This window comes from Thioclava sp. GXIMD4216, assembly GCF_037949285.1.
Lineage (GTDB): Bacteria > Pseudomonadota > Alphaproteobacteria > Rhodobacterales > Rhodobacteraceae > Thioclava > Thioclava litoralis.
The window spans coordinates 318519-335685 of sequence record NZ_CP149926.1 but is presented as its reverse complement, the minus strand read 5'-3'; the positions used below and the strand labels follow the sequence as shown (position 1 = coordinate 335685).

Annotated in this window: 15 protein-coding genes and 2 tRNA genes; 9 read left to right on the top strand and 8 right to left on the bottom strand. The window is 60.0% G+C overall.

Annotated features, from left to right (window positions below; all coding sequences use genetic code 11):
* Positions 1-36: 36 nt before the first annotated feature.
* Both WDB88_RS01745 and WDB88_RS01740 read right to left on the bottom strand, forming a co-directional pair.
* On the bottom strand, positions 37-1422 hold the full coding sequence (locus WDB88_RS01745; protein WP_339108496.1) for a TolC family outer membrane protein: 1386 nt from the start codon (positions 1420-1422) through the stop codon (positions 37-39).
* A 100-nt stretch (positions 1423-1522) separates the two neighbouring features.
* A complete protein-coding gene (locus WDB88_RS01740) occupies positions 1523-2173 on the bottom strand; it encodes a protein-L-isoaspartate O-methyltransferase (RefSeq protein ID WP_339108495.1) in 651 nt (216 codons plus the stop codon).
* A 169-nt stretch (positions 2174-2342) separates the two neighbouring features.
* Between WDB88_RS01740 and WDB88_RS01735 the strand changes: the two genes are divergently transcribed.
* Positions 2343-2416, top strand: a tRNA-Cys gene (locus WDB88_RS01735).
* A gap of 6 nt (positions 2417-2422) precedes the next feature.
* Here WDB88_RS01735 and WDB88_RS01730 read toward each other — a convergent pair.
* The gene (locus tag WDB88_RS01730; protein WP_339108494.1) at positions 2423-3124 is read right to left on the bottom strand and encodes a phage portal protein; all 702 of its coding nucleotides are present in this window, start codon (positions 3122-3124) and stop codon (positions 2423-2425) included.
* A gap of 151 nt (positions 3125-3275) precedes the next feature.
* Entirely contained in the window at positions 3276-6065 is a 2790-nt protein-coding gene (locus tag WDB88_RS01725) for a bifunctional aconitate hydratase 2/2-methylisocitrate dehydratase (RefSeq protein ID WP_339108493.1), read from the bottom strand.
* Positions 6066-6263: 198 nt separating this feature from the next.
* On the opposite strand from WDB88_RS01725, the gene WDB88_RS01720 reads away from it, so the two are divergent.
* The gene (locus WDB88_RS01720; protein WP_339108492.1) at positions 6264-6665 is read left to right on the top strand and encodes a hypothetical protein; all 402 of its coding nucleotides are present in this window, start codon (positions 6264-6266) and stop codon (positions 6663-6665) included.
* Between the two features lie 724 nt (positions 6666-7389).
* Here WDB88_RS01720 and WDB88_RS01715 read toward each other — a convergent pair.
* Positions 7390-7465 (bottom strand) — tRNA-Lys (locus WDB88_RS01715).
* A gap of 185 nt (positions 7466-7650) precedes the next feature.
* Here WDB88_RS01715 and dapF point away from each other — a divergent pair.
* The 4 genes from dapF to WDB88_RS01695 all read left to right on the top strand — a co-directional run bounded on the left by dapF (position 7651) and on the right by WDB88_RS01695 (position 12420).
* Entirely contained in the window at positions 7651-8445 is a 795-nt protein-coding gene (gene dapF / locus WDB88_RS01710) for a diaminopimelate epimerase (protein WP_339108491.1), read from the top strand.
* On the top strand, positions 8442-9695 hold the full coding sequence (gene mtaB / locus WDB88_RS01705; RefSeq protein ID WP_339108490.1) for a tRNA (N(6)-L-threonylcarbamoyladenosine(37)-C(2))-methylthiotransferase MtaB: 1254 nt from the start codon (positions 8442-8444) through the stop codon (positions 9693-9695). Before dapF ends, mtaB begins: the two co-directional genes overlap by 4 nt.
* Before the next feature lie 203 nt (positions 9696-9898).
* Complete coding sequence (locus tag WDB88_RS01700) at positions 9899-11548, top strand: tetratricopeptide repeat protein (protein WP_339108489.1); 1650 nt, start codon at positions 9899-9901, stop codon at positions 11546-11548.
* Positions 11545-12420: a 4-(cytidine 5'-diphospho)-2-C-methyl-D-erythritol kinase gene (locus WDB88_RS01695; RefSeq protein WP_339108488.1), complete on the top strand. Its 876-nt coding sequence runs from the start codon at positions 11545-11547 to the stop codon at positions 12418-12420. Before WDB88_RS01700 ends, WDB88_RS01695 begins: the two co-directional genes overlap by 4 nt.
* Before the next feature lie 10 nt (positions 12421-12430).
* Here the strand turns inward: WDB88_RS01695 and WDB88_RS01690 are convergent, their stop codons facing one another.
* Positions 12431-13432, bottom strand: coding sequence for a polyprenyl synthetase family protein (locus tag WDB88_RS01690; protein WP_339108487.1), 1002 nt, complete (start codon positions 13430-13432; stop codon positions 12431-12433).
* Positions 13433-13495: 63 nt separating this feature from the next.
* On the opposite strand from WDB88_RS01690, the gene WDB88_RS01685 reads away from it, so the two are divergent.
* The 3 genes from WDB88_RS01685 to WDB88_RS01675 all read left to right on the top strand — a co-directional run bounded on the left by WDB88_RS01685 (position 13496) and on the right by WDB88_RS01675 (position 14754).
* A complete protein-coding gene (locus WDB88_RS01685) occupies positions 13496-13708 on the top strand; it encodes a DUF2007 domain-containing protein (protein WP_339108486.1) in 213 nt (70 codons plus the stop codon).
* A complete protein-coding gene (locus WDB88_RS01680; protein ID WP_339108485.1) occupies positions 13708-14463 on the top strand; it encodes a methyltransferase in 756 nt (251 codons plus the stop codon). Before WDB88_RS01685 ends, WDB88_RS01680 begins: the two co-directional genes overlap by 1 nt.
* 123 nt (positions 14464-14586) lie before the next feature.
* On the top strand, positions 14587-14754 hold the full coding sequence (locus tag WDB88_RS01675; protein ID WP_339108484.1) for a YdcH family protein: 168 nt from the start codon (positions 14587-14589) through the stop codon (positions 14752-14754).
* A 310-nt stretch (positions 14755-15064) separates the two neighbouring features.
* Here the strand turns inward: WDB88_RS01675 and phbB are convergent, their stop codons facing one another.
* Together phbB and WDB88_RS01665 are read right to left on the bottom strand one after the other, a co-directional pair.
* Positions 15065-15787, bottom strand: a complete 723-nt coding sequence (gene phbB / locus WDB88_RS01670; protein WP_339108483.1) for an acetoacetyl-CoA reductase — start codon at positions 15785-15787, stop codon at positions 15065-15067.
* Positions 15788-15865: 78 nt separating this feature from the next.
* Positions 15866-17044, bottom strand: coding sequence for an acetyl-CoA C-acetyltransferase (locus WDB88_RS01665; protein ID WP_339108482.1), 1179 nt, complete (start codon positions 17042-17044; stop codon positions 15866-15868).
* Positions 17045-17167 lie beyond the last annotated feature (123 nt).

The window sequence follows — 17167 nt, the reverse complement described above, 5'->3', positions numbered from 1 at the left end:
GCCCGGTGGCGGGCCCGCGGAACGGTGGTGGCGCCTTTACTGCTTGCCGATGGCCCGAAGGACCTTGTCAAGCTTTTCGCCCCGGATGCTGGTCAGCGGCGCATTATGCACAGCGTTGTAATATGCGGCCGGATCATAGGTCGGGATCCCCAGCTTCAGGTTTTCCACCGTTAGCAAACCCATATTAGATAATAGTTGATAATACGCTACCTGCAAATCGGCCTCGGCGGTAATCCGGTTGGCACGCGCGTCCAGAAGGTCCTGTTCCGCATCGAGAACGTCCAGCGTGGTGCGGGCCCCGAGCGTGGCTTCTTCCTTGACGCCATCATAGGCCACCTGTGCGGCACGGATCTGTTCGTCATAGGCGCGGATCTGGGCGCGATAGACGTCGATCGAGGCATAGGATGTCAGCACGGCCTGCACCACATCAACGGCCTCCTGACGCAATTCGGCCCGGGAGGAGTCGCGGCTGGCCACGGCCTGACGATAGGCCGAATCCAGCGTGCCGCCGGAATAGATTGTCTGGGTCATGCCGATGCTCGCCGCTTGCCCGACATAGCCGCCCTCGTCATTGGACAGCGAGACCGAACCGGTGATTTCCGGCAGCTTCTCGGCTTTGGCCGATTTGACCGCAATCTCCGCCATGGCGACAGAATGCTGCAGGGATTTGATGGCGGGATGGTTGCGCTGTGCCGTGCTGGAGGCCTCGTCCCGCGACTTCGGCAGGTTGGGCGCAGGCGGCAAAGGCGCAAGCTTGCCCGGATAATGGCCGGTCGAGGCCTTATAGGATTCGCGGGCCGTCTCGAGCGAGCCTTGCGCACTGACCAGCGAGGCCCGTGCCGAGGCCAGCTGCGCCTCGGCCAGCGACACGTCGGTGCGGGTCACTTCGCCCACGTCGAACCGGTCATTGGTGGCATTCAGCTCTTCTTGCAGCACGCGCACCGAGTTCTGGTTGATGGCAACCTGCTCCTGCGCACTCTTCACGTCGGAATAGGCCTGAACTGTTGCAAGAAGCACCTGCTGTTCGATCGAACGCAGGGTTTCGCGCGTGGCAAGAACCGCTTCCTTCTGCGAGCTGATCGTCAACCGGTTGCGACCGAAATCGAACAGCGTGATCGAGGCGCTCAGGGCAGTCGTGGCCGAGGACCCCTCGCTGGTGACATCCCGCCCCGTCAGCGACGATACGCCTTCGGATTTGGTCCAGCCATAGCTGGCGGTCCATTGCACAACAGGGCGCAGCGCCGCGACGGCCTGCGCTACCCCTTCATCGGCGGCCCGTAGCGTGGCACGGTTTTGTTCGAGGAGGTTCGAGGTCTTGTAGGCAGAGATCATTGCATCCGCGAGCGTTTCCGCCTGTGCCGTGACCGATCCTGCAACCATGAAGCCCGTAATGCCTGTCGCCAGAAGAAGTGATTTCAACATCGTGCCCGCCATGCCTTTGTCATGTTATGAGCCCGGCCTGACGGCATGGGCTGTCTTTATATTTATAAACGGCCTGTTCAGCGCCCGTAGCGGGGTCGCATTAAAGGCTGAAGCGCGAAACCTGCCGGAAGCCGCTCAGAACAGGGGCTGCGGCATTGAACGCATCGCGCCAGTTGACGACCCCATCGGTTTTGATGCCGATACGTGCGATGCCCAGGTTGTTCTCCATGAAAACGGTCCCGATGCGCCCGCCTTCTTTCAGCGACTCGAGGATGGTGTCGGGCACTTCTTCGACAGCCCCTTCAATCATGATCACGTCGAAAGGCCCGTGCTGCGGTGCGCCCTGCGGCAGGGCATTATGCACGACTGCAATATTGTCGACTTCCGCTTGACCAAGGGTCAGTTCGGCCTGTTTTGCCAGCGGGTCTTCCTCTACCGCGACAACGGCTTCGGCCAGATGTGCGATGATCGCCGAAGAGTAGCCAAGACCACATCCCAGATCGAGAACGAGGTCATTCGAGCGGATGTTCAGGGCGTCAAGCAGCTTGGCGAAGATGCGCGGTTCCAACAGGACCCGGTCCGGCGCGATCTCGAGATTTTCGCCCAGATAGGCAAGTTCCCGCAGGGAATCAGGAACATAGGTCTCCCGCGGGACATTCAGCATAGCCTCGATGATGGGAAATTTCGTCACATCATTCGGCCGGACCTGAGTGTCCACCATGACCACGCGGCGCGTTTCGAAGTCCTGCATTTTGCTAAACTCTTCAGTCTGGAATGTTACGGCATTACTTGCATAGAAAGCCATTCGGGGCAAGTTGAGCCTTGGCGTGACGCAAAGAAGTAAAAATCAATGCTGCTTGGGCGTCACACCCTCTTGCGCGAGGCCGCACAATCCGTTAGATCCCCACTACCACATGGCTGGCGAGTTGGCGGAGTGGTGACGCAGCGGATTGCAAATCCGTGTACACCGGTTCGATTCCGGTACTCGCCTCCAACAAAATCAGTGACTTGCGTCATTGCTGTTCTTCCTCTCCTGATTTTTTGAAACAAGCTTTGAAACATTCGTGTTCTGTGCCTGTTCTGTCCATGCTCGATTCCGCGCCTCTTGAGCTTTCATCGCGAGAACCTTTTGACGCTCTTGCCCGCCATACTTTTTCAGCATCTCGACGCCTGAGTGTCCGGTGATGGCCTTGACCATCTCGTCATCACATCCCGCCAGATACAGTTCGATCGTCGCATTCTTGCGCAGGCCGTGGGTGACATAGGTCTTGGCGTCGGGGTGCTTCATCGCGTCCTTCACGTCGCGCATCTCGTCTGCGACGGATCGATAGGAGGCAGGGCCGCCGTTCTGATTGCATACCACTGTCAGGCCGCGCTTCGGGACCGTGGCCATATAGGCGCTCAGCCTATCGGTCACCTGCATCACGCCGGCGCGGGGTCGGATGATTTCGAGGATACGACCGTCGCCAGATCGGTTGACGAAGGCGAGCCCGCCACGGTCATCAGACAGCGCGTCGATGACAAGATCGCGGATCAGCTCATAGCTCGAGGTCCAGCCGTTCGCCTCGCCCGAGACAAAGGCCGCCGAAGGGTGCCATGCCAGCGCCGTTTCAGCGCCATCCTCGCCCACGGTCTTCACCGCCACGTCGAGGCTTGCCGCCGCTTCCGAGATGATACGTATGGCCGCTGTCACAGCGGGCACGGTCCACTGCGGTCCTCATGTTATCGTAGATCCCGCGCCCCGGCACTCGGCCTCATCGCGTAGAATGGCTGTCTTGCCGTTGTAGCGCATCAAAAAAGGGCGAGACTTTTGTCTCGCCCTTTTGGTATTTCTAGGCCTCTTGGCCGAAAGCTTAGAAGTGGACCGACTTCGTATCAGCCGGCTTTTCCAGCGGCGGAGCGAATTTGGTCAGGTCGATGCCCTCGACGGCTTTCTTGTATTCGTCAAGGCTCGGGGTGCGGCCAAGGATGGCCGACAGAACCACGACGGGGGTCGAGGCCAGCAGCGACTCGCCTTTCTTCTCGGCGGTATCTTCCACAACGCGGCCTTGGAACAGGCGGGTCGAGGTCGCCAGAACGGTGTCACCTTTCGCAGCTTTCTCCTGGTTGCCCATGCAGAGGTTACAGCCGGGACGCTCGAGATACATGATGTTTTCGTACTCTTTGCGCGCCTGCGATTTCGGGAAGAGATCGTCGAACTCGAAGCCCGAGTATTTCTGCAAGATGTCCCAATCACCTTCGGCTTTCAGCTCGTCGATGATGTTATAGGTCGGCGCAGCCACAACCAGAGGCGCTTTGAATTCGACCTTGCCGGCCTCTTTCTCGAGGTTTTTCAGCATCTGGGCCACGATCTTCATGTCGCCTTTATGCACCATGCAAGAGCCGACAAAGCCCAGATCCACCTTCTTGTCGCCGCCGTAGTAAGACACGGGGCGGATGGTGTCATGGGTGTAGCGACGCGAGACATCGGCGTTATTCACATCGGGGTCTGCGATCATCGGCTCGTCGATCAGGTCCAGATCCACGACGACCTCTGCGAAATATTTCGCATTGGCATCGGGTTTCAGCGCGGGCTTCTCGCCCGATTTGATCTCGGCGATCCGCTTGTCGGCTTTGTCGATCAGGCCTTGCAGGGTCTTGGCTTCGTTATCCATGCCCTTGTCGATCATCACCTGGATACGCGATTTCGCCAGTTCCAGCGACCCGATCAGCACGTCATCATTCGAGATACAGATCGAGGCTTTTGCCTTCATCTCTGCGGTCCAGTCGGTGAAGGTGAAGGCTTGGTCCGCCAGCAGCGTGCCGATATGCACTTCGATGATGCGGCCTTGGAAGACGTTATCGCCGAATTGCTGGAGCATCTGCGCTTGGGTCGCGTGAACCACATCGCGGAAGTCCATATAGTCCTTCATCTGGCCCTTGAAGGTCACCTTGACCGATTCAGGGATCGGCATGGTGGCTTCACCGGTGGCCAGTGCCAGAGCAACGGTGCCCGAGTCCGCACCGAAGGCCACGCCTTTGGACATACGGGTGTGGCTGTCGCCGCCGACGATGATATCCCAGTCGCTGACGGTGATGTCGTTCAGCACCTTGTGGATAACGTCGGTCATGGCGTGGTATTCGCCTTTGGGGTCACGCGCGGTGACAACGCCGAAGTTGTTCATGAAGGACATGAGCTTCGGAATATTGGCTTGCGCTTTCTTGTCCCAGACCGAAGCGGTGTGGCAGCCCGACTGATAGGCGCCATCCACGGTGGGCGAGATCACGGTCGCGGCCATGGATTCCAGCTCTTGCGCGGTCATCAGGCCGGTGGTGTCTTGCGAGCCGACGATATTGACCTTTACGCGCACGTCCGAACCGGCATGCAGGGTCTTGCCCTTTTCCACACCCACGGCATTGGCATTGAAGATTTTTTCCACAGCCGTCAGGCCCTGACCCTCGATCGAGACTTCTTTCGAAGGCGCGAAGACCGGCGCTGCCTCAACGCCCAGCGTTTCCGCCGCGAACGTTTGCAGTTTCTTCCCGAAGACCACAGCATAAGAGCTGCCTGCCTTCATGAATTCGACCTTCGACGGCGTGAAGGCCGAGGCGACATCCGCCAGAACCTGACCGTCTTCGCTCAGCAGCTTCTTCGCTTTGGTGTCGATTTTCAGCACGGTGCCGGTGGCGACAGAATACTTCTGTTCCAGAACGGGGTTGCCTTCTTCATTCAGAACCGGCTTGCCATCGGCATCGACCTTCTTGACCCAGTTTTTCAGGTCCAGACCGATCCCGCCGGTCACGCCAACGGTGGTCAGGAAGATCGGCGAGATGCCGTTGGTGCCCGCAACAACCGGCGCATAGTTCACGAAGGGAACATAGGGCGAGGTCGGCTTGCCGGTCCAGAGCGCCACGTTATTGACGCCCGACATACGCGAGGAGCCCACACCCATGGTGCCTTTTTCCGCGATCAGCATGACGCGCTTGTCGGGGTGCTGGGCTTTCAGCGCCTCGATTTCTTTCTGGGCCTCTTCCGAGATCATGCATTTGCCGTGCAGCTCGCGGTCCGAGCGCGAGTGCGCCTGGTTGCCCGGCGACAGAAGGTCGGTCGAGATATCGCCTTCGGCGGCGATATAGGTGACCAGTTTCACCTCGTCTTCCACATCGGGAAGCTTGGTGAAAAATTCGGCCTTGGCATAGCTTTCCAGCACATCCTTGGCGACGGTATTGCCCGCCTTATAGGCATCGGCCAGACGCGCCATATCGGCATCATACAGGAAGACCTGCGTTTTCAGGACTTCGCCCGCTTTGGCGGCAATCGCTGCATCCTCGCCAAGCGCGAGATCCAGCAGCACTTCCATCGACGGGCCGCCCTTCATATGCGACAGCAGTTCGAACGCGAAATCGGGGGTGATCTCGGCAACGACGGCCTCGCCCAGAATGATTTCCTTCAGGAACTTCGCCTTCACGCCCGCCGCCGAAGTCGTGCCCGGCAGGGTGTTGTAGATGAAGAACTTCAGCGAATCCTCGCGGTAGGCGTTGCCTTCGTCTTTGATCTGCTCGATCAGCTCTGCCACCAGCGCGCCATCATCGATGGGCTTGGGGTGCAGGCCTTCGCCCTTACGGGTTTCGATCTCGGTTAGGTAGTCTGTGTACAAGCTCATGACGGTCCCTAGATGTCGCTATCGTTTCACGCTTGCACGCCGGCCGCCAAACACCCGCCGAGTCGCCACAAGCCTTTAGTATGCCGATGTATACCAAGCGCATTGCAGTTACAAGACAGCAGTTCCCGCGATTTGCGCTTGGCGTCGAGGGGAGATGTGTCGGCCGCTATACTGCTGCAAATAGGCGGTAGCGCCGCCTTGGATACTCGGCTGGGTCCGAAGCGGGAGAGGCTTTCCCGTGCAGAATGGCGCGCGCGCAAGGCGGCTGCGGAGCAGGATGCGCTGCTGCTGCGAGAGATGGAAGATCGCGTCTCGGCCCTGGCCATCCATGAGGAAGAGCTCTCAGCCACGGAGGAGGAGATCACCGTCCGTCTAGCGGAGCAGCTGGAACAAGCCGCCATCCTGGACGCAGAGGCAGAGTCGAAGCGGCAGAGTGCATTGACCGAAAGCAACGAGTTGATCGAGGCGGCCCGCCGCGATCGGGAGGCGGCGGTGGCCAGGTTGGTTACCGCAGAGGCGGAGGCACGAAGGCTGGAAAGCCGTGCCCGAAAGAAGGCCGAGGAAGATACTGCCGTGGCCGACGCCTGCAGCGGCCAATAACCTTCGCAAGAGGCTAATCCAGCTTCTAGACTATGCGATCGCCTTGGAATGGCGAGCGGACAATCCAGCGCGCGCTACGAAGCCCTACAAGGTCGCTACGGAGGGCTTCCACACCTGGACCGAGATGGAGATCGCAAAATTCATCCAGACGCATCCTGAGGGCACTGAGGCGCACAAGGTGATGACGCTGATGGTGTACACTGGGGCGGCCCGCGTTGACGCTGTGCGGTTTGGGCCGTGGAACATCGAGGAGGGCGGTTTCAGTATCGTCGTCAGAAGACGAAAAAGACGAATGGGCGTCTCATCTCAATTCCCCTTCATCCGGACCTTGTTGAGGTTCTGGCAAAGCTGCCTTCTGATCGCCCTTATATCTCTACGAAACAAGGTACTGCGCGTACACCAGCTGGCCCCGGGAATCTCATGCAGCGTTGGACACGGGGGGCAAATTTGCCAGCGTGCTCCTCACATGGCCTTCGGAAGGCCTGCGCGCGGAGGCTTGCAGAGGCCGGGGCGACCACAAATCAGATCGCAGCCGTAACAGGCCACAAGACCTTAGCGCTTGTGCAGCACTATACAGCTGCGGCAGAACGCGAAGGGTTGGCTGATTAAGCGTTTGATAAGCTGACTTCGCGCACCAATGGAATTACAAACATGACGAACCGCTCTGATAGGTTCGTCGCAAATACCCGCAACCCATGAAAGGGAAAGGATATTTTATGGAAAGTGGTGAGCCGTGCAGGATTCGAACCTGCGACCCACTGATTAAAAGTCAGTTGCTCTACCAACTGAGCTAACGGCCCACTTTCTTTCGTTTCCAACCGGTTCGCTGTGTGCTTCCCTGCTGGTGTGGGCGCCTTCTACGGCTCTGTGCGGGGGGCGTCAACAGCGAAATTCAAAAAAAATGAGATCTCTGGAAAAAAGTTTTCGGGGGGCGTATATCGCGCTCATGAAAAACGCGTCTTTACCCCTGTCTGGATTGGCCTTCATGAAAATGCATGGCCTTGGAAACGATTTCGTCGTGATTGACGCCCGTGACGGGGTCGATCCGGTGACACCTGCTTTGGCCGAGGCCTTGGCAGACCGGCACCGTGGTGTCGGTTTCGATCAGCTCGCTTTGATCGGCCCCTCGCAAGAGGCCGATTTCCATCTGAAATTCTACAATTCGGATGGCTCGCTTTCGGGGGCGTGTGGCAATGCCTCGCGCTGTGTCTCGGACTGGATGATGGGTCAGCTTGGCAAGGACCATGTGCGCTTCACCACCGATCGTGGCCAGCTTGAGGCGAAGCGCGCCGCGAATGGGATGGTCTCGGTCAATATGGGGGCGCCGATTCTGGAGGCGCGCATGATTCCCTTTGACGGCGATCCTAAGGCGACGGGAATCGATGGTGATCCGGTAGCCGTGGGCATGGGCAACCCGCATTGCATCTTCTTTGTCGAAGATGCCGAGAAGGTCGCGCTGGAAAGCTGGGGCGCCGAGATCGAGCATCACCCGTCCTTCCCCGAGCGCACCAATGTCGAGTTTGCCTCTGTCACGGGCCCCGATCATCTGCGCATGCGGGTGTGGGAGCGTGGCGCGGGCGTGACGCTGGCTTGTGGCTCTGGCACCTGTGCGACCGCCGTGGCGGCGCATCTGCGCGGCCTCACGGGGCGGCGGGTGACGGTGGATGTGGACGGCGGTCGGCTTGAGATCGACTGGCGCGAGGATGGCGTCTGGATGACCGGCCCCACGGCCTTTGTGTTCCGCGCGGAACTGACCTCTGATTTTCTGGGTGCCCTATGAAACCGCCTGTCTTTGCCACGCTTGGTTGCCGTCTGAACGCTTATGAAAGCGAGGCGATGAAGGAACTCGCCGCCGCCGCTGGCGTCGAGGGGGCTGTTGTGGTGAATACCTGCGCGGTGACGGCAGAGGCCGTGCGCAAGGCCAAGCAGGAGATCCGCCGATTGGCCCGCGAGAACCCCGATGCGCCGATCATCGTGACCGGCTGCGCCGCGCAGACCGAACCCGAGACTTTTGCGGGCATGGCCGAGGTCACCAAGGTGATCGGCAACCACGAGAAGATGCTGCCCGAGACATGGGCACAGATGCGCGTCCCCAACCTGATTGGCGAGACCGAAAAGGTTCAGGTGGATGACATCATGTCGGTCAAAGAGACCGCAGGCCATCTGATTGACGGTTTTGGCCGCCACCGCGCCTATGTGCAGGTGCAGAACGGCTGTGACCACCGCTGCACCTTCTGCATCATCCCCTATGGCCGTGGCAATTCGCGCTCTGTTCCGGCGGGGGTGGTGGTCGAGCAGATCAAGCGTCTGCGCGACCGTGGTTTCAACGAGGTGGTGCTGACCGGCGTCGATCTGACCTCTTGGGGGGCGGATCTGCCGGGCGAGCCGCGCTTGGGGGATCTGGTGATGCGTATCCTCAAACTGGTGCCGGATCTGCCGCGCCTGCGGATTTCCTCGATAGATTCCATCGAGGCCGATGAAAACCTGATGCTGGCCATCGCGACCGAGCCGCGCCTGATGCCGCATCTGCACCTGTCGCTGCAGGCGGGCGATGACATGGTGCTCAAGCGGATGAAGCGGCGCCACCTGCGCGATGATGCCATCGCGTTCTGCGAAGAGGCGCGCAAGCTGCGGCCCGGGATCGTCTTTGGGGCCGATATCATTGCGGGTTTCCCGACCGAGACCGAAGAGATGTTCCAGAACTCGCTGAAACTGGTGGATGAGTGCGGGCTGACCTTCCTGCATGTCTTCCCCTATTCGGCGCGCAAGGGCACGCCTGCCGCGCGCATGCCTGCGGTGAATGGCAAGGCCATCAAGGACCGTGCCCGCCGTCTGCGTGAGGCCGGAGACCGCGCGCTTGAGGCGCATCTTGCATGTCAGGTCGGCTCCGATCTGGTGATCCTGACCGAAGGGCCGCAGGCAGGCCGCACCGAGACCTTCACCGAGGTGCATTTCGACACAGACCAGCCCGAAGGCACGATCCTGACGGCGAAAATCCGTGGTCACGACGGAAAACGCCTGCTGGTCTGACCGCGACGCCGCGCCAGAAAGGCCCCGCGCGGTCAAGAAAGCGTGTTTTTCCGTAGCCATAGCTCGGGCGGCCCTCAGCCTGCATTGCCTCCGGCATGCGCTATCGCTAGGGTCGCCTAGACATCAGAGAGGACATATCCATGCCGTTTCGATTGACGCCGGTTTGCGCGTTGGCTCTTTCATTCGCCGCAGTCCAGGCGCCAATGGTTTCCGCGCAGCCCGCAGGGGCGTATCTGGCGGCGCGCGCTGCGACGGGCGATCATGATTACCAGCAGGCGACGGCTTATTACGGCCAGCTTCTTCAGGCAGGCGTCGTGGATATGGGCGTGGCGGAATCGGCCATGACGGCGCAGATCGTCCTTGGCAATTACGACAAGGCGGCGGCCATTGCCGAACAGATCGCCGCCAGCGACGCGCAGGCCGCCGATAGCCAGCCTGTCTTCCTTGTCCGTCTGGCCAATGCCGTGGGCGAGGGCAAATATGACGAAGCGATGAAGCTGGTCAACGGGACGGAAAATATCGGCCCGCTTTTCACGCAGCTTTACCGCGCATGGGTCTATGTCGGCCAAGGCAATATGAGCGATGCGTTCAAGGCCTTCGATCAGGTGGCCAAGATGCCGGGGCTGCAGGGCTTTGCCGATTATCACAAGGCACTTGCGATGGCGCAGGTTGGGGATTTCGAGAGTGCCGAGAAAATTCTCTCGGGCGGGGCGGCGGACGCGATCCATGCCACGCGGCGTGGTGTGATGGCCCATGTCGAAGTGCTGTCCAACCTTGATCGCGATGCCGATGCGGTCGCGCTTCTCAAGGACGTGTTCGGGGAGTCGCTCGATCCGCAGCTTGCACAGTTGCGCAAACGTCTGGAGGCAGGGGAAACCGTGCCCTTCGATGTGGCCAACACGGCGCGCGAAGGTGTGGGCGAGCTGTATTATTCGGTGGGGGCGGCGCTGGCGGGCGGAGATGTCTCCGATACGATTCCGCTTGTCCATGCCCGCATCGCCCAATGGCTCAATCCTAAAAATGTCGATGCAACCTTGTTGGCCGCTTCTATTCTGGATCAGCAAGACCAGCATGATCTTGCCATCGCGACCTATGATGAAGTGCCCGCCGATAGCACGGTCTATTATGCGGCAGAGCTGGGCAAGGCCGAGACCATGATGCGCGCGGATCGCGCCGATGAGGCGATCAAGGTCGTGCAGGGCGTGGCCAAGGACGATCCCGAATTGCCGGGCGTCTGGGTGTCTCTGGGGGACATGCTGCGCCGTGAACAGCGCTTTGCCGAGGCCGCCGATGCCTATCAGCAGGCGCTGTCGCGTCTGCAATCGCCGCAGCCGCGGGACTGGTTCGTGTATTATGCCGCCGGTATTGCCGATGAGCGGTCCGATAAATGGGATCGCGCCGAAGGAGAATTCCGCAAGGCACTGGAGCTGAACCCGGGCCAGCCTTCGGTGCTGAACTATCTTGGCTATTCCTATGTGGAAAAGGGCGAGAACCTTGACGAGGCGCTGAAGATGATCCGGCAGGCGGTCAAGGCATCGCCGGATTCGGGCTATATTATCGACAGTCTGGGCTGGGCGTTGTTCCGTCTGGGGCGCTATGACGAGGCGGTGAAAGAGATGGAGAAAGCGATCACGCTGGAATCCGTCGATCCGCTGGTCAATGACCATCTGGGCGATGCCTACTGGGCTGTGGGTCGCAAGCGCGAGGCGCAGTTCCAATGGAAGCGCGCGATTGCTTTCGGGCCGGGGGAAGATGTCGATATGGATCGCGTCAAGCGCAAGCTGGAGGTCGGCCTTGATGCCGTGCTGAAGGAAGAGGGCGCACCGCCGCTCAAGGCGCAGCCGGTTCAATGAGCCTCTCGGATATAGCGCCTGCAAAGGTCAACCTGTCGCTTGCGGTGACGGGGCGACGGGCAGATGGCTATCACACGCTTGAAAGCCTTGTGGTCTTTGCAGGCTTCGGGGACCGGCTGACGGTTGAGGCGCATGACAGCTTGGACTTGCAGGTCGATGGCCCCTTTGCCGAAGGGGTGCCGGTGGATGCGCGCAATCTGGTCCTGAAGGCCGCGCATCTGCTACAGCGCGAAACTGGCACGACGCAGGGCGCACGGATCCGGCTGACCAAGACCCTGCCGCATGGTGGCGGGATTGGCGGCGGCTCTTCGGATGCGGCGGTCGCCTTGCGTCTTCTGGCGCGGCTTTGGGATGTGCCCGCGATTGCCCCCGAATGCGCGGTTGCGCTTGGGGCCGATGTGCCGGTCTGTATGCAGGCACCTCAGCCGCAGATCATGCGGGGCATTGGCGAGGTGCTGAGCGCGGCTCCCGTACTGCCGGAATGTTGGCTTGTTCTGGTCAATCCGAGGGTCGAAACCCCCACAGGCGCGATGTTTCAGGCTTTGGGGCGCAAGGCCCCTGCACCGTCCGATGTGGCATTAACTGTGCCTTTGGGGATGGGGCACGCGGCATTCGCGCTTTGGCTTGCCGCATATGGCAATGACTTTGCCGATGTGCTGACCGATCCGGCGTCAGCCGTCTATCTGCCTGAAATTACCCAGATCCTGCAGGCGCTTGCTGATCAGGACGGATGTCTGATGCAAAATCTTTCCGGCTCGGGCAGCACCTGCTGGGGCGTCTTTGCCACGCAGCAGGCGGCAGAAGCTGCGGCGCGCCGACTGGCACAGAAAAACGCCGGCTGGTGGGTCCAACCGGCGCAGATGTTGTCCTGATCGTCGTGCCTTAGCGCACGCGGGCCACCACATAATCGGCCAGATCGTCCAGCATATCGCGCAGCGGATGCGCGGGCAGGGCGCTCAGCGCCGCGCGCGCCTGATCCGCCCAGAGGATCGCCGCATCGCGGGTCGCCGCCAGCGTGCCATGTTTCGCCATCAGCGCCATCGCCTGTTCCAGATCGCCGTCCTGCTGGTCGCCCTTCTCGATGACGCGGCTCCAGAAGGCGCGCTCGGTCTGGTCTGCGGCGGCCACCGCTTTGATGACGGGCAGGGTCAGCTTGCGCTCGCGGAAATCATCGCCGGTATTCTTGCCGATGACATCGGTCACCCCGCCGTAATCCAGCAGGTCATCGACCATCTGGAAGGCAATCCCCAACGCATCGCCATAATCGAACAGCGCCTTCTCGGCGGTCTCGTCAGCCTCGGCCAGAACGCCGCCCACTTGGGTTGCTGCCGAAAACAGCGCCGCCGTCTTGCCGCGGATCACTTGCAGATAGGTATCCTCGGTGGTCGAGAGATCCTGCGCGGCGGTCAGCTGGAGCACCTCGCCTTCGGCAATCACCGCAGAGGCGTTCGACAGGATGCCCAGCACGCGCATATTGTCGGGCTCGGTCATCAGCTGGAAGGCGCGGGCGAAAAGGTAATCGCCCACCAGAACGCTGGATTTATTGTCCCACAGCAGGTTCGCGGTCGGGCGGCCACGGCGCTGCGCGCTTTCATCGACCACATCGTCATGCAGCAGCGTTGCGGTGTGGATAAATTCGACGGTCGCCGCCAGATGCACGTGATAGGGGCCGTTATAGCCACAGATGCGCGCGGCGGCCAAGGTCAGCATCGGGCGCAGACGCTTGCCGCCGGCCTCGACCAGATGCGCGGTGACTTCCGGAATGCGCGGCGCATGTTTCGACGCCATTTTCTCGCGGATCAGGGTGTTCACCGCCTCCATGTCGCCGGCCAGAGCCTGCGCAAGCCGGTCATGCGGTTTTACTGCCTTGTCGTCGAGGCTCATGTTCCTTGTCCTTCCCGCTCTCCCCATCTCGACAGGCCAAGGGCCTGAGGCTAATGAGGATGAATGAAAGAGCTTCTGCGCACGACAAATCCCGTGAAATTGGCCTTCGCCAAAGCCCTTCTTACCGGCGAGGGTATAAACAGCTTTGAAATGGACGTCCATATGAGCGTGCTCGAAGGCAGCATAGGGATTTTGCCGCGTCGTCTTATGGTCACGGACGGGGATCTGGCGCGGGCGCGGAGGGTGCTGGACGATAACGAGATCGGGCCGGAGTGATGTTTGCCGCCGAAGACCTGACCTGTGACGATTTTATCGGGGGCGCTTTGCGCATCTATCAGCCGCGCCACGGTTATCGTGCGGCGATGGACCCCGTGCTGCTGGCGGCGGCCTGCGGGGCGCGGGCGGGCGAAAGCGTGCTGGAACTGGGCTGCGGGGCAGGGGTGGCCAGCCTCTGTCTGGGGCGGCGGGTCGAGGGGGTGGCGCTGCACGGGCTGGAGGTGCAGCCCGCCTATGCCGATCTGGCGCGACGCAATGCGCAGGCCAACGGGCTGGCGCTGACGGTGCATGAGGGCGATCTGGCGCAGATGCCCGCTGCGCTGCGGCAGATGAGCTTTGACCATGTCATCGCCAACCCGCCCTATTTTGCGCCGCAGAACGGAACGGCGGCACGGGATGCGGGGCGCGAGACCGCGCAGCGCGAAGATACTCCTCTGGCGGAATGGGTGCGCCAAGGGTTGAAGCGGCTGAAGCCCTCGGGCCATTTGGTGCTGATCCAGAATGCCGACCGTCTGGATGATATCCTTTTTGCGCTGCACGGGCGGGCCGGAGCGATTCGGATTTTGCCGATTGCAGCGCGTCAGGGGCGCGATGCGGGGCGGGTGATTGTTAGCTCACGAAAAGGTGCAAAGACGCCGCTTCGCCTTCTGGCGCCCCTGGTTCTGCATGCACGCGCATATCACGCAGGGGATGCCGAGGACTTGAGCGAAGTTGCGCAGTCTATACTGCGTTTTGGGCAAAACTTGCCGATCTGACTTTAACATTTTTGCAATAATTCGCCGGCCAATCTGAGCGTGACCCTGAGAGCGCGACAAATTCGTGACAGAAACGAAAAAACGTGCTGAACTGTAAGGGCTCATACAGAGAGGAGACTGCCCATGTCGCTTAGTTCGCATATCACCGAACTCCGCAAGAAGCACCAGGCTCTGTCCGCCGAGGTTGAGCGCGCGACGCGAAATCCTGGCTTCCCTGGGCTCGAAATTGCCCAGATGAAGAAGCAGAAACTGCAGATCAAGCAGGAGATCGCGCGTCTCGAGCAGGCGTGACCTCACTGTTGTGGCCCTTTAGGGCCTCAGCGCAGCACCTTTAGCAAGGTTGCGCGGTCTTCATCCGAAGAAGCTGGCCAGCACCGCGCTCCCTAGTCCGGAACATATCCTGAAAGATACGTAGAAACGTATCTGGAATAAAATGATAGCGATCGGCAGAACGTCTTTGCCGGACCGCTCCCCCTGTGTCTGCCTGTCGAGAACGGACGGGTGATCTAGGGAGGTCAAAAAGGAAAGGCCCGCAGATGCGGGCCTTTTTTCGGATCGCGTCATATCTTCGCCGGCCAGAACGCCTTACGAAAGATACGCCTTACGAAAGATACTGGCCACCATTGGCCGACAGGGTCGAGCCGGTAATGAAGCCTGCGTCATCCGACGCAAGGAAGACCACCGCACGCGCGATATCCTCCGGCTCCCCCAAGCGACCGACGGGGATCGTGCTGATAATGGCTTCGCGCACTTTCTCCGGCACGGCCATAACCATTTCGGTCGCAACATAGCCCGGGCAGATCACGTTGACGGTGATGTTGTTGCGCGCGCCCTCTTGCGCAAGCGCCTTGGTAAAGCCGATATCGCCTGCTTTCGCTGCCGAATAGTTGGCCTGACCGAATTGTCCCTTCTGACCGTTGATCGACGAGATGTTGATCACGCGACCGAACTTACGTTCGCGCAGACCCGGCCAGAGCGGATGGGTCATGTTGAAGATGCCCGTCAGATTGGTGCCAATGACCTGATCCCACTGATCTTTCGTCATTTTATGGAACGGTGCATCGCGCGTGATACCGGCATTGTTGACCAGCACTTCCACGGGGCCAAGGTCCGCCTCGACTTTGGCGATCCCTGCTGCGCAGGCATCGTAATCGGCAACCGACCATTTATAGGTCGGGATACCGGTCTCTTCCGTGAACTTCGCGGCGGCCTCGTCGTTACCTGCATAGTTGGCGGCAACCTTATAGCCTGCGGCTTTAAGGGCCTTTGCGATGGCTGCGCCAATTCCGCGCGAACCGCCGGTGACGAGTGCAACTCTGGACATTCTCTTCCTCCTGGGTCCTGTTTCATCGAACCCTAATGCGTCTTAACTTTTGTTTCTTTTGTGCTTTGGTCGAGAGGCTCAGAGCCCCTCGATGCACATTGCAACACCCATGCCACCACCAATACACAGCGTGGCGAGGCCTTTTTTGGCTTCGCGGCGCTTCATTTCGAACAGAAGCGTGTTCAGAATGCGCGCGCCGCTGGCCCCGATCGGGTGACCGATTGCGATGGCGCCGCCATTCACGTTAACTTTGGACGTATCCCAGCCCATATCCTTGTTGACCGCACAAGCTTGCGCCGCAAAGGCTTCGTTCGCTTCGATCAGATCCAGATCCGCTGGCGACCAGCCTGCTTTTTCCAGCGCTTTGCGCGACGAGGGGATCGGGCCACAGCCCATGATCGACGGATCAAGACCCGCCGTCGCATAAGAGGCGATTCGCGCCATCGGGGTCAGGCCGCGTTTCGCGGCTTCTTCCTCGGTCATCAGCAAAACAGCCGCTGCCCCGTCATTGATGCCGGATGCGTTGCCTGCGGTGACGGTTCCCCCCTCACGCATGAATGCGGGGCGCAATTTCTGCATGCTTTCGATGGTCGCCCCATGACGGATATATTCGTCAGAATCGACGATGATGTCGCCTTTGCGAGTCGAGATCGTGAACGGCACGATTTCATCTGCAAAGCGTCCGGCTTTTTGCGCGGCCTCGGCTTTTTGTTGCGATGCCAGCGCGAATTCATCTTGCATCTCGCGGGAGATTTCCCATTGGGACGCCACGTTTTCGGCCGTTTGCCCCATGTGGTATCCGTTGAAAGCGTCCCAAAGACCGTCTTTGATCATCGAGTCGATCATTTTCATGTCGCCCATTTTGGTGCCAGCGCGAAGATGCGCGACATGGGGAGACATCGACATGTTTTCCTGACCGCCTGCGATAACAATGGAAGCGTCGCCCAGCATGATGTGCTGTGCTGCCAGCGCAACTGTGCGCAGACCCGAGCCGCAGACTTGGTTGATGCTCCAAGCGGCTGATTCAATGGGCAGCCCAGCGTTGATATGCGCTTGACGTGCCGGGTTCTGACCCTGTCCCGCTGTCAGGACTTGTCCCAGAATGGTTTCCGATACATCGGCTTTTTCGATGCCTGCGCGTTCAACCACGGCCTCAAGGACTGACTTTCCCAAGTCATGTGCGGGAACATTGGCGAAAGACCCGTTGAAGCTACCGACGGCAGTACGTGCCGCTGAAACAATGACGACATTGGTCATAATGTAATCCTCCTAAGAAGCAGCCATAGGGCCGCGCTTGAACCGCAGGATGGCGACTCAAGGCAGGAGGTCAAGTGCTAATCGTAAAGGAATGCGGTGTATTTTGAAATTTTATTGCTTTTT